The sequence below is a fragment of the Lentzea sp. JNUCC 0626 genome (assembly GCF_043632865.1).
Classification (GTDB): Bacteria; Actinomycetota; Actinomycetes; order Mycobacteriales; family Pseudonocardiaceae; genus Lentzea.
Map to the genome: position 1 here is coordinate 5,217,896 of NZ_CP171635.1, position 11,895 is coordinate 5,229,790.

Consider the following 11,895-nt stretch of genomic DNA (forward strand, 5'->3'; position numbering starts at 1 on the left):
AGCCGGGATGAGGGCGGCGGACCCGTCCCGGCTCCGGCAGGCTCGTGCTAGACCTTCGACATCGTGAAGGTGATGTTCGAGGTGCCCAGGTTCGTGCCGTCCGCGAGGAAGAACGTGGACGGGCCGGAGCTGGTGAAGTTGCTCGGTCCACTTTGGACGGCGTCCTGGTCGAAGTCGACGTAGGCGAAGTAGGCGCCGTTCTCGTCGTAGACCTTCTCGCCGCGGAACTTGAAGTGGAACCTGTTCACGCCGGTGAACCACCAGGTCCCCTGCGTGGTGGTGTTCTGCTCGTTGGTGACGAACACCTTGCCGTTGGCCTTGAACACCAGCTTGGTCGGGTGGTCGCCGTCGGTGCGGGTCACGTACCCGGTCCAGGTGCCCACCGGTGTGCAGGTCGCGTTGGCCGCCGTCGCGGTGCCGGCTAACGCGAGCAGGACCACGGCTGTGATCGCTCCTATGCGCGCGAAGAGGGTCGAACGTTTCGGAGTGAACGTCTGCATCTGTGCGGCTCCTGATCCGGGGTGCGAGCGCTGGACGCGCGCAACCGTGGCCGACCGTCCTCGACCCAAACCTCAGAACGGCTCGAACTCCCGTTTTTCCGTTGCGGCACAAGCTCACCTCAACTCGGGTATCGCAAAATTTTCGTTACTCATGAGCTGACAGGGAGGACGCCGTGACCGAACGGGAGACAGAGCTCTGCGCGCTGTTCGGGGAGGTGCTCGGGGTACCGGGGATCGAACCGGAAGACCACTTCTTCGATCTGGGAGGCCATTCGCTGCTGGCGTCGAAGCTGGTCAAGCAGGTCCACGAGCGGTACGGCGTCCGCGTCCCGTTGCGCAGCTTCTACGAGGACCCGACGGCGCGTGCCGTCGCCAAGCACCTGGACCAGGCAGCCTAGGAGTACGAGATGCGATGGAATGACCTGTACATCGCCGGTGTGGGCACATATCTGCCCGAGCAGGTCGAGACGGTGGACGACGCCATCGCGGCCGGCCGGTACACAGAAGAGAAGAAGGCCATGAACGGCTACCGGGAGCTGCGCGTCGCCGCACCCGGTGAGACCGGACCCGTCATGGCGGCGAAAGCCGGAATCCAGGCCGTGGAACGTTCCGGGCTCAGCCCGCTGGACTTCGGCCTGACCGTGCACGCCTCCCTGTCTCACCAGGGACTCGACCTGTGGACGCCGGCGAGCTACGTGCAGGCGAACACCGTGGGCGGCACCGGGCCCGCGTTCGAGGTCAGGCAGGGCTGCAACGGCCTGATGGCCGCGGTGGACCTCGCCGCCTCGTACATCTCGTCGCACCGCGAGGCGTCCGCCGCGCTGGTGACCGCGGGCGACGCGTTCCACCTCCCGTACATCGACCGGTGGAGCTCGGAGGAGCAGAACGTCAACGGCGACGGCGCGGGGGCGCTGGTGCTGTCGAACCGTTCCGGCTTCGCGCGCATCCGGTCGATCCACTCGCACGCGGACTCCACTTTGGAGCAGATGTCGCGCGGCTTCCAGCCGTGGACCACCGGCCCGTTCGCGGACGGCAAGACCCTGCAGCTCAACAGCGGCGTCGAGGACTTCCTGCAGAACGGCGACGTCGACCTCGACGACATGATCGCGCGCATCGGCGGCGGGGTGCGGCACTCGCTCAAGATGGCTCTGTACGAGGCGGAGATCGAGCTCGCCGACGCCCGCTTCTTCCTGCACCAGCAGCTCGCGGAAACCATCGTCACGCACGGCATCTGCGGTTTGCTGGGCGTCGACAGGGCTTCCACCACCTACGACTGGGCCAAGCAGTACAGCATGGTCGGCACCGCGGACATCGCGCTGGGACTCGACCACGTGCTGGCCGAGCGCGACCCGAAGCCCGGTGACCTGGTCGTCCTGCAGTCGTCCGGCGCGGGGTACGTGTGGACCGCGGCCGTGATCGAGATCCTGGAAGTTCCCTCCTGGGTGTAAAGAGCGTGGAAAGGCCGGGCTCACCTTGCGAGCCCGGCCTTCGTGCTTTCTAGATGTAGAGGGACTTCGAGTTCCAGTCCGGTTCCGGCAGCGCCTTGCGGTCGGTCTTGCCGTTGCTGGTGATCGGCAGCTCGTCGAGGACGACGAACCCGGCCGGCACCATGTGCTCGGGCATGCTCGCGCGCATGTGGGCCTTCAGCGCCCGCTTGTCCAGGTCCTCGCCCGTTCTCACGACCCACGCGACGAGCCTGCGGTCACCGCTCGGGTGCGTGCGCAGGTGGACGGCGGCGGTGCGGACCTGCGGGTGTTCGGTCAGCGCGTTCTCCACCTCGCCCGGTTCGATCCGGAACCCGCGCAGCTTGAACTGGTCGTCGATGCGGCCGAGGAACTCGACGACGCCGTCCGCGCGCTTCCGGCCCTGGTCACCGGTGCGGTAGTAGCGCTCGCCGTTCCACGTCGCGCGCACGAACTTCTCGTCGGTGAGGTCCTGGCGCTTCCAGTAGCCGCGGGCCACCTGGGCGCCACCGATCCACAGTTCGCCGGCGGCCTCGGTGAGATTGCCGTCCGCGTCGACCACGACGACGTCGACGTTCTGCAACGGCATGCCGATCGGGATGGCCCCGCCGAGGTCCTCGTGCCGGCCGATGCGGTGGCAGGTGGCGAACGTCGTGGTCTCGGTCGGCCCGTAGCCGTTGATGATCTGCAGCTCCGGCACGGACTCGCGCAGCTGCCGGACGTGCGGCACGGACACCACGTCCCCGCCGGTCATGACGGTGTGCAGGCCCTTGAACGCGGCCACGTCCACGTCGATCTGCCGGTGGAACAGCGCCGCGGTCAGCCACAGCACGCTGATCTCGTTGGAGCGCAGCAGATCCCCGAGTTCCTCGGCCTGCACCACCCCGGGCGGGGCGAGCACGACGCGCGCGCCGTTGAGCAGCGCGCCCCAGATCTCGAACGTGGCCGCGTCGAACGCGACGGGCGCGAGCTGCAGGATCCGGTCGGCCGGCGTGACGGTGACGTAGTTGGGCCCGGTGACGAGGTTGGTGATGTTGCGGTGCTCGATCATCACCGACTTCGGCTTGCCCGTGGACCCCGAGGTGTACATGAGGTACGCGAGGTCGTCGGGGTCGATGTTCGGGAGCTCCACTGTGGACCGCGCGGCCGGTGGCGGCACCTTGACCGTGGTGAAGCCGGCGAAGAACCGCCCCACCACCAGGGAGACCTCGGCGTCGGTGAGCATCATGGACACCCGCGACTCGGGGTCCTCGGGGTCGATCGGCACGTACGCCGCCCCGGCCTTGAGCACCCCCAGCAGCGCCACGACGAGCTGCGGCGACCGGTCGAGGCACACCGCCACCCGATCACCGACCCGCACGCCGGCGTCGACGAGCTCGCCCGCCAGCGCGTCCGACCAGCGGTCGAGCTCGGCGTACGTCACCGTCGCCTCGTCGGCGGAAAGCGCCACGGCGTCAGGCGTTCTGGCCGCCCGGCAGCGGAACGCGTCGGTCACTGTCGCTGACATGCCCCAGCTCCTCTCACTTTCCCCCATCGTCGGCGAGGAACCTCGGGCCTGCCTCGGGCCACAACTGGCGCTACAGGGGTGTTCGACCTGCACGAACAACACTCAGCGCGTCCGCTGCCCACCTCACCGGAGGCGCAAACCCCATGAAGTTCCGCAAGAAGGCACTCGCCGTCGTGGCCGCCTGCGTGCTCGCCACCCCCGTCGTCGCCGCCGCTGGTGCCACCGCGAAGCCCAACTACGACAAGGCACTCGTCGGCCGCTGGGACCTCACCGTGACCATCCACATCGAGGAACCGCCGCTGCTCACACCGCTGTTCTGCGACTTCACCGCCGACTACCAGCTGCACTGCGAGACCAAGCCCGGGTACCCCGACCAGCTGGAGGGTCGCGGGATCTGGACGATGGGCAAGGACGGGCAGTTCAGCTTCTGGATCACCCACCACGCGCACCGGGACGAGAACGGGAACCCGGTCGGGTCGATCAACGCCAGTCATCTGGGGAAGTTGAGCAACAACAAGAAGAAGTTCAGCACGAAGGCGCACACCTACATCAACATGAACGACGGGACTCCTTGGCAGGGGCCCGTGGACATCGAGGGTGCGGCGTTCCGCATCTGAGGTTCAGCTTGGTGGCCCCCTTCCTGGTTGGGAGGGGGCCTTTTTGGTTGCGGGTCGGCTTTGCCGGGCGGATTCCTGTTTCCAGCGGAGTGGGTTGCGTTCGGTGCGTTGGCGAATGCGGTTGCGTCCTGCGGTTCTGCGCCCTGAAACGCCTTGAGGCCCCAGGCGAGTCGCCTGGGGCCTCAAGGGATTCCAACGAGGGTGGTTACGCCTTGGCGGTCTCCTCAGACCCCTCAGCGCCCTCCTCGGCGGGAGCGCCCCACTCCTCCTGCTTCAGCCAGCGAGGCAGGAAGGAAGCGAGCAGCAGAGCCAGCGCCGCGAAGCCGAACCCGACGTACAGCGTGGTCTTGAACGCGTCCGTGAAGGACTGACCCGCTGCCTGGTGCGAGAACTTGTCAGCGATCGCCTTGGCCTGCGGGTCCGCCTGGACCGTGCCACACGCCGCCGCGTCCGGCGTACCGGAGAAGGTGGAGGTGGCGCAGCTCTGGAAGGCCGCGGTCAGCTCGGTGGCGCGGGCGTCCGCGACACCTGCCGCCACGATCTCCTGGCGGAACTGCGGTGCCAGCGCCTCGGTGTTGGACACACCGTGGGAGGCCAGCGGGGAGAAGAACGCCAGCGTCACGACCGAGATGCCGACCGCGAAGCCGAGCTGCTGCTTGGTGTTGATGAGGCCCGAGGCGGCGCCCGCGTCCTCGTGCGGCACCTCCTGCAGGGCGAACAGCGCGATCGGGGTCGCGGTCATACCGAAACCGAGACCGATCAGGAGCAGGCCGGGGACGAGGCCCCAGCTGGTGACGTCCGGGCTGACCGAGGCCAGCAGGACGGCGACACCGACGGCGATCACGACGGCACCGGCCTGCAGGACGGCGCGGCCGAACTTCGGGACCAGGGCGATGACCGAGGCCGAGGCGGTGATGAAGGCGCCGATGCAGAACGCCAGCAGCGTGACGCCGGTGCGCAGCGGCGAGAAGCCGAGGCCCTCCTGCAGGTACAGGTAGAGCGCCAGCATGAACATGCCGGTGAAGCTGAACATGCCCAGCATCAGCGCGAGGGCCGCGGAGAAGCTGCGGGACTTGAACAGGTTCAGCGGCACGAGGGGCATGCCGTCCTTGCGCTGCTTGGCCTTCTCGTAGGCGATGAAGCCGATGAAGCCCACGACGGACGCGGCCATCAGCACGAAGCCCCACGCCGGCCAGTGCAGCTCACGGCCGAAGGTCAGCGGGAACAGCAGAGCCGTGAGGCTGACGGTCGCCAGGACGACACCGATGATGTCGAGGCGGATGCGGCTCGGGGCCTTGGACTCGTTGATGTACTTCCAGCCCAGGACGTAGCCGATGATGCCGATCGGCACGTTGACCAGGAAGATCGTCCGCCAGTCCCACCCGAAGACGTTCCAGGCGACCAGGAGACCACCGACGAGCGGTGCGATCGTGGCCGCGAGACCACCGATGGTGCCCTGGATGGCGAAGACCGCGCCCTTCTCCTTGTCGGGGAAGGTGACGTGGATGATCGACATGACCTGCGGGACCATCAGGCCGGCCGCGAGACCCTGCGCGAGGCGGGACGCGACGAGCATCTCGGGGTTGACCGAGATACCGCACAGGAACGACGTGACGACGAAGCCGAGCACGCCGAGCTGGAACATGCGGCGACGGCCGTAGATGTCGCCGAGACGGCCACCGGTGATCAGTGTCAACGCGAACGCGAACACGTAGCCGGCGGTGATCCACTGCAGCTGCACGAAGCTCGCGCCCATGCCGTGCTGGATCGCGGGGAGCGCGACGTTGACGATGCTGCCGTCCAGCATGTCCATGAACGTCGCGACGGTCATGATGATGAACGCGATCCAGCGACGCGGGTCGGCCGCTGCCGGCGCGTCAACGACCGGAGCCGCCTGCGCGCCGGCAGTCGCCGACGGCGACTCCAGGTCGTGGTTGGTGTTGGTGGAGGTCACGATTTCTCCTCAGATGACTTTGTTTCGCTGCGCACGACAGGCGATGGCTCTGGACTACTCGGGGCGGCCTGAGGCCTTGCGAGTGGAACGAGGACGCACCTCCTGCCTGAAAAACGACTGCCGGTCGATGACCTTCAGGGTGATCCCCTCCGCTTGAGTCCCGGTCAGGTCGCGACGGAGCGTTTCGGGCGCATGCCGAAGGCCCTGGTGCCGGGGAGGTGGGCACCAGGGCCTGTCGATTCCGGGTCAGCCGAGAACCGACGCCGGATAGGTGCGCACGGACGCGGTCTCGTACCGCAGCGCCACGTGGCTCGAACAGCTCACCACGTCACGCCAGAACCGTTGCAGCGCACCGCCTTCCGCGAGTCCGCTGGTGCCGGAGGCCCGCACCAGGCCCCCCACCGCGTCGACCAGGACCTCGGCCACGTAGGCGACGTTGCGCTCGTTGCGCGCCATCGCGGCCGGGGTGAACTCGCGTTCGTCGAGCACCAGGGCGTTCTGCTGCACGAGCAGACGCGCCGACTCGACCTGACCCGACGCGCGGACCAGGTCGACCGCGTTCGTCACGGACTGCTTCTTCCCCGACAGCACCGCGATGCACGCGTCCAGTGCCCCCATCGCCGCACCGACGGCCGGAGCGACGAACGTGAGGCCGCCGACCGCCTGGAACGGGACGTTGTGGCTCGGCACCGGCGACCAGCTGGTGCCCTTGAGCAGATCCACCCGGTCGAACGAGAGGTGCGCCGGCACGAACACGTCGTCCACCACGACCGAATGACTGCTGGTGGCCTTCATGCCGACGCTGTCCCACGTCTCCAGGACGGTGAAGTCCTTGCGCGGCAACGCGAAGAAACGGCCTTCGTCGCCGACCATGCCGCACAGCAACGCCCAGTCGGCGAAGTCCACGCCGCTGACGTAGAGCCAGCGGCCGCTCAGCCGGTGGCCACCGTCCACGACGGTGCCCTTGCCCATGGGCGGCTGGCCGGTCACGACGAACGCGTCCGGGCCGTTCGCCCAGATCTCGTCGTGGCCCTCCACCGGCAGAAGTCCCGCGAACCGCGACGACAACGCGGACAGCGACGCGCACCACGACGTGGACGCGCAGCCCTGCCCGACGGTGAAGACGGCCTCGGTCAACTCGGCGAAGGAACCTTCCGCACCACCGCGTTCGGCTGCGACGAAGTGCCGCGCGAACCCGGCGTCGCGCAGTGCCTCCACGACCTCGGGAGCCAGCTTGCGGGTGGCGTCGGCGTCGGCCGCGTGTTCCGCGGCGATCAGCTTCACCTTCTCCGCGGCCGCTGCCAGCCCGGTGTTTTGAGCAGTCACCTCGTCACCTCCTGGAGAAACGATTACGCGGCCTGGACCGGAAGGTCGCGGTGGATCGTGCGGGACTTGGTGTAGAGCTTGCCGTCGATGCGCACGAGCACGTCCTCGATGGAGAACGTCGGCTCGAAGCTGACGACGCCCTCGGCGGTCGTGCGGGTGACGAGCGAGGCGTAGCTGACGTTCAGCGTGTTCTCGTCGACCTCTTCGATCAGGTAGTGGTCGTTCCAGTGCCGCACGGCGACGCCCTTGTAGCGGGGCAACGCGGCGCTGGCGCCGGCGATCAGGGCCGCCCGGCCCTCGACCTTCTCGCTCCGGTGGGCGTGGTCGGTGACCCCGTCCTCGGTGAACGTCTGGGCGTAGCCCTCCACGTCCAACGCGTCGAGCAGCCGCATCTGCTGGGCGTAGAACGTCTGGACCTCGATGTGGACCGCAACATTGACAGGGGACACGACAACTCCTCGGTCTGCCGGTTTGGCTACCGCGAATATGGGTGCGGCCGCTTTACATCCGGTCGAGCCGTCCTGGTTCGACCGCCGTTTGAGGTCGCGTCGAGACGGCACCGGCACGGTCTGGGAGACATCTCCCTTTCTATTGCGCGAGGAGGGCCACATGGCCTCAACTCCCGATGTCGCCAAGTCGGTGACGGTCGAGGCGACGATCGAGCAGGCGTTCGCGATCTTCGCGTCGAAGCCGATCGAGTGGTGGCCGGAGTCGCACGTGTTCGTCAAGGACCGGCAGGCCATCACGATCGAACCGTTCGTCGGCGGGCGCTACTTCGAGCGCGGCGCGGACGGCGAGGAGATCGCCTGGGGCACCATCACCGAGTGGGATCCGCCGAAGCGCCTGGTGATGACGTGGCGGGTCGGCCCGTACTGGCAGCCGATCTTCGACGACGAGAAGGCCTCGTTCATCAAGGTGGACTTCGAGGTCGTCGGCCCGACGACGACGAAGGTCACGCTCACGCACGCGGACCTGCACCGCCACGGCGACATCGCCGAGGGCATCCACAAGGCGCTCGACGGACCGTCGCCGGGCGAGACGCTCGAGACGTACGCGCGCGTGATCGAGAAGCACATCCCGAAGGCTGCCTGACGAACCTCAGGGCACTGTGTTTGATTCCTGCAGGATCCCGTTCAGGCAAACGAAAACGGCCGCCCCAAGCCTCCGGGGCGGCCGTTTTCTCGTGTGTTCTAGGCGCCGAGTTCGAGCGCTTCGTCGTGGGTGCGGTCGACGACGTTCTTGACGTCGACGATCCGGCCGAGCTGCTTGATCAGCTGGCTGACCGTGCGGCCGTCCTGGAGCTCGACCACGACGTCGAGGCGGGAGAGGTCGCCTCGTTCGGCGGGGGCGAGGCTCAGCGACTCGACGTCGACGCCGCGGCTGGAGAACAGCACCACGATCCGTGCCAGCGCCCCCGGAACGTTCCGCAGCAACAGGGAAAGCGAATGTCTGGTCATCACACTTCCTCGTCGAACAGGGGCCGGATGCCCCGCGCGGCCATGATCTCGTCGTTGCCGGTGCCCGCCGCGACCATCGGCCAGACCTGGGCGTCCTGCCCGACCACGAAGTCGACGACCACGGGCCGGTCGTGGACCGCCATCGCCTCCAGGATCGTTCCGTCCACTTCGGACTTCGACTCGCAGCGCAACCCGACGCAGCCGAGCGCGTCGGCGAGCTTGACGAAGTCGGGGTGGCGGTTGTGCGTGCCGAGCCTGGTGTTGGAGTAGCGGCCCTCGTAGAACAGGGTCTGCCACTGGCGGACCATGCCGAGGTTGCCGTTGTTGATGATCGCGACCTTGATCGGGATGCCTTCGGCGGCGCAGGTCGCGAGTTCCTGGTTGGTCATCTGGAAGCAGCCGTCGCCGTCGATGGCCCAGACCGTGCGGCCGGGCGCACCGGTCTGCGCGCCCATCGCCGCCGGCACCGCGAACCCCATCGTGCCCGCGCCACCGGAGTTGAGGAACGAGCCGGGACGTTCGTACTTCACGTACTGGGCGGCCCACATCTGGTGCTGGCCGACGCCCGCGACGTAGATGGCCTCGGGACCGGTGAGCTTGCTGATCCGTTCGATCACGTACTGCGGCGCCACCATGCCGTCGCTCGGCCAGTCGTAGCCCAGCGGGTACGTGGTGAGCAGGCCGCCGAGGTAGTTCCACCAGTCCGTGAGATCGGTCTTCCGCGTGATGACCGCTGAGAGCGCGGCCATGACGTCGCGGCAGTCGCCGACGATGCCGACGTCCGCCTTGCGGTTCTTGGAGATCTCGGCGGGGTCGATGTCGGCGTGGATCACCGCGGCGTGCGGCGCGAAGTCGGGCAGCAGGCCGGTGACGCGGTCGTCGAACCGCGTGCCGAGCGCGATCAGCAGGTCGGCTCGTTGCAACGCGGCGACGGCGGGCACCGTGCCGTGCATGCCCGGCATGCCGAGGTGCAGCGGGTGCGAGTCCGGGAACGCGCCGCGGGCCATGAGCGTGGTGACGACCGGGATGCCGGTCTTCTCCGCGAGCTTCTGCAGTTCCCCCGCCGCACCGCTGCGGATCACGCCGCCGCCGATGTAGAACACCGGCCGCTTCGACGATCCGATCAGCTGGGCGGCGTTGCGGATCTGCACCGGGGAGAGCACCGGGCGGGCCTGCGCGGTGATCTTCGTCGGGGTGTAGGTGGTGGCGGTGGCCAGCACGTCCTTGGGCAGGTCCACCAGCACCGGGCCCGGCCGTCCGCTCGCCGCGAGCTGGAACGCCTCGGCGATCACGCGGGGGATGTCGGCCGGGTCGTGCACCTGGTAGCTGTGCTTGGTGATCGGCAGCGTGATGCTGCGGATGTCCGCCTCCTGGAAGGCGTCCGTGCCGATCACCGACCTCGCCACCTGACCGGTGATCGCGACGATCGGCACGGAGTCCATGTAGGCGTCCGCGAGCGGCGTGACCAGGTTCGTCGCCCCCGGCCCCGAGGTCGCCATGCAGACGCCCACCCGTCCGGTCGCCTGCGCGTACCCCTGGGCGGCGTGCCCGGCGCCCTGCTCGTGGCGCACCAGGACGTGCCGGATCTTCGAGTCGAACAGCGGGTCGTAGGCGGGCAGGATGGCCCCGCCGGGCATTCCGAAGATCACCTCGCAGCCGACGTCCTCAAGCGCCTTGATCAACGCACCTGCACCGGTGGTGTCCACGGTTGCTCCCCGAACTTCGATCAGCCCGCGAGCTGGCGCTCCAGCTGGCGCGGCGACAACGGCTTGTCGAGCGACGGCTCAGAGCTCAGGATGGCGCGCTGCAACTGACGGAGCCTTTCGGACGGCTCAAGCCCCAGTTCCTCGATCAGCGTGTCGCGCAGGGACTGGTAGGCCTCCAGCGACTTCCACTGCCGACCGGCCCGGTAGAGCGCGAGCATGTACTGCGCGCACAGGTTCTCGTGCATCGGGTGCTGCGCGGTGAGCACCGAGAGCTCACTCAGCAGCGACTGGTGCTTGCCCAGCTGGAGGTCGGCCTCGATGCGCGTCTCCAGCACGCCGAGCCGGCTCTCCTGCAAACGGGTGACCTCCATGCCGAGGCGCACGCCGATCTGGACGTCGACGAGCACCGGCCCGCGCCACACCTCGGCGGCGCTGCGCAGCAGACGGCTCGCGGATTCCAGGTCGCCGATCTCGAACGCGCGCTGACCGGCACTCGCGAGCCGCTCGTAGCTGCGGACGTCGACGCTCTCCGGCGGCACGTCCAGCATGTAGCCGCCGTAGCGGGTCACCAGAACGTTCTTCGCGACACCGGGTCCCTCACCCGGCATGGCCGCCTCGATGCGCCGGCGGACCTGCAGCACGTAGGTCTGCAAAGTCGTAAGAGCGCTGCGTGGCGGTGTCATTCCCCAAAGCTCTTCGATCAACGTCGGGACCGTGACGACGTGACCGGCCTGAAGGCCGAGCAGCGAGAGCACCTGCCTGGGCTTCACCGCGCTCGGTGCGATCGAAACGCCGTTCTCCCGTGCCTCCAGCGGTCCCAGAACCTTGATCTCCATTGGAGCCTCCCCTGCTCAGCGGCGGTCGACTTGGTCGTGCCATCAAGTTCACCTGAGCCGGGCTATCGGACGCCACGTATGCCGCCATGACTCTCGGATGGCGAACTACTGCGCCCGGCGTGAGAAATTCATATGCTCAAACGAACCCAAACCGTCCCGTGCCGTAATCGTCCGACCACATGCTGTGACGGTTACTCAAAAATACTCGTCCATTGGCGTGACAGTTCACTGCCGGTCAATGCGAATTCGCATTCTGAACCGATACAGTTGCCGTCCCGAACTGCCCTCGCTTGTCTAGTATTCGGCCTGGGCGCGCGCCGTGCGAGGTGTTTGACCGGCGTTGACGGTCAGACTTTGCTCTGGAGCAGCTGCTCTTGGGGGGCACGTGAATGCTTCGCCTGCGATACCGAGATACCGCGCGATCATCGTGGCGGTCTTCGCAGCGGTGTGCCTGACCGACCTGACCCGCGCTCTACTTCTCGCCGGCGAGATCACCGAATTGGCGGTGTCGGTCATTGATTTAGCGGTA

At 67.7% G+C, this 11,895-nt stretch carries 11 protein-coding genes and 1 pseudogene; 4 read left to right on the forward strand and 8 right to left on the reverse strand.

Features of this window, described 5'->3' with window-relative positions:
* Positions 1–47: 47 nt before the first annotated feature.
* The gene (locus JNUCC0626_RS23185; RefSeq protein WP_394621867.1) at positions 48–500 is read right to left on the reverse strand and encodes a hypothetical protein; all 453 of its coding nucleotides are present in this window, start codon (positions 498–500) and stop codon (positions 48–50) included.
* A gap of 173 nt (positions 501–673) precedes the next feature.
* Between JNUCC0626_RS23185 and JNUCC0626_RS23190 the strand changes: the two genes are divergently transcribed.
* Both JNUCC0626_RS23190 and JNUCC0626_RS23195 read left to right on the forward strand, forming a co-directional pair.
* On the forward strand, positions 674–898 hold the full coding sequence (locus tag JNUCC0626_RS23190; protein ID WP_394621868.1) for an acyl carrier protein: 225 nt from the start codon (positions 674–676) through the stop codon (positions 896–898).
* Between the two features lie 9 nt (positions 899–907).
* Positions 908–1,948 carry a ketoacyl-ACP synthase III family protein gene (locus JNUCC0626_RS23195; protein WP_394621869.1) on the forward strand — a complete coding sequence of 347 codons (1,041 nt, stop codon included), beginning with the start codon at positions 908–910 and terminating at the stop codon, positions 1,946–1,948.
* A gap of 49 nt (positions 1,949–1,997) precedes the next feature.
* On the opposite strand, the gene JNUCC0626_RS23200 is transcribed toward JNUCC0626_RS23195, so the two are convergent.
* Positions 1,998–3,470: an amino acid adenylation domain-containing protein gene (locus JNUCC0626_RS23200; protein WP_394621870.1), complete on the reverse strand. Its 1,473-nt coding sequence runs from the start codon at positions 3,468–3,470 to the stop codon at positions 1,998–2,000.
* 143 nt (positions 3,471–3,613) lie between these two features.
* Here JNUCC0626_RS23200 and JNUCC0626_RS23205 point away from each other — a divergent pair, with 143 nt between their 5' ends.
* Entirely contained in the window at positions 3,614–4,087 is a 474-nt protein-coding gene (locus JNUCC0626_RS23205) for a hypothetical protein (RefSeq protein ID WP_394621871.1), read from the forward strand.
* A 205-nt stretch (positions 4,088–4,292) separates the two neighbouring features.
* Here the strand turns inward: JNUCC0626_RS23205 and JNUCC0626_RS23210 are convergent, their stop codons facing one another.
* The 3 genes from JNUCC0626_RS23210 to JNUCC0626_RS23220 form a co-directional block, all read right to left on the reverse strand.
* Positions 4,293–6,041 (reverse strand): MFS transporter, encoded by a 1,749-nt coding sequence (locus JNUCC0626_RS23210; RefSeq protein ID WP_394621872.1) that lies wholly within the window; start codon positions 6,039–6,041, stop codon positions 4,293–4,295.
* A 246-nt stretch (positions 6,042–6,287) separates the two neighbouring features.
* Positions 6,288–7,367: an acyl-CoA dehydrogenase family protein gene (locus JNUCC0626_RS23215; RefSeq protein ID WP_394621873.1), complete on the reverse strand. Its 1,080-nt coding sequence runs from the start codon at positions 7,365–7,367 to the stop codon at positions 6,288–6,290.
* 23 nt (positions 7,368–7,390) lie between these two features.
* Complete coding sequence (locus JNUCC0626_RS23220) at positions 7,391–7,816, reverse strand: nuclear transport factor 2 family protein (protein ID WP_036013177.1); 426 nt, start codon at positions 7,814–7,816, stop codon at positions 7,391–7,393.
* A gap of 160 nt (positions 7,817–7,976) precedes the next feature.
* Here JNUCC0626_RS23220 and JNUCC0626_RS23225 point away from each other — a divergent pair, with 160 nt between their 5' ends.
* Entirely contained in the window at positions 7,977–8,459 is a 483-nt protein-coding gene (locus JNUCC0626_RS23225) for an SRPBCC domain-containing protein (RefSeq protein WP_051768599.1), read from the forward strand.
* Positions 8,460–8,557: 98 nt separating this feature from the next.
* Here JNUCC0626_RS23225 and ilvN read toward each other — a convergent pair whose 3' ends face one another.
* The 3 genes and pseudogenes from ilvN to JNUCC0626_RS23240 all read right to left on the reverse strand — a co-directional run bounded on the left by ilvN (position 8,558) and on the right by JNUCC0626_RS23240 (position 11,366).
* On the reverse strand, positions 8,558–8,824 hold the full coding sequence (ilvN, locus tag JNUCC0626_RS23230) for an acetolactate synthase small subunit (protein WP_394621874.1): 267 nt from the start codon (positions 8,822–8,824) through the stop codon (positions 8,558–8,560).
* Positions 8,824–10,542 (reverse strand): annotated as a pseudogene (locus JNUCC0626_RS23235) (acetolactate synthase large subunit); the annotation flags it as partial. The pseudogene JNUCC0626_RS23235 and the gene ilvN, both read right to left, overlap by 1 nt.
* 8 nt (positions 10,543–10,550) lie before the next feature.
* Positions 10,551–11,366, reverse strand: coding sequence for an AfsR/SARP family transcriptional regulator (locus tag JNUCC0626_RS23240; protein ID WP_030474542.1), 816 nt, complete (start codon positions 11,364–11,366; stop codon positions 10,551–10,553).
* Positions 11,367–11,895 lie beyond the last annotated feature (529 nt).

What these genes read in the sequence shown, in the direction of transcription:
- JNUCC0626_RS23240 (WP_030474542.1), bottom strand. Translation starts at nt 11,366, where the DNA reads ATGGAGATCAAGGTTCTGGGACCGCTGGAGGCACGGGAGAACGGCGTT.
- JNUCC0626_RS23205 (WP_394621871.1), top strand. Translation starts at nt 3,614, where the DNA reads ATGAAGTTCCGCAAGAAGGCACTCGCCGTCGTGGCCGCCTGCGTGCTC.
- JNUCC0626_RS23185 (WP_394621867.1), bottom strand. Translation starts at nt 500, where the DNA reads ATGCAGACGTTCACTCCGAAACGTTCGACCCTCTTCGCGCGCATAGGA.
- JNUCC0626_RS23200 (WP_394621870.1), bottom strand. Translation starts at nt 3,470, where the DNA reads ATGTCAGCGACAGTGACCGACGCGTTCCGCTGCCGGGCGGCCAGAACG.
- ilvN (WP_394621874.1), bottom strand. Translation starts at nt 8,824, where the DNA reads ATGACCAGACATTCGCTTTCCCTGTTGCTGCGGAACGTTCCGGGGGCG.
- JNUCC0626_RS23225 (WP_051768599.1), top strand. Translation starts at nt 7,977, where the DNA reads ATGGCCTCAACTCCCGATGTCGCCAAGTCGGTGACGGTCGAGGCGACG.
- JNUCC0626_RS23195 (WP_394621869.1), top strand. Translation starts at nt 908, where the DNA reads ATGCGATGGAATGACCTGTACATCGCCGGTGTGGGCACATATCTGCCC.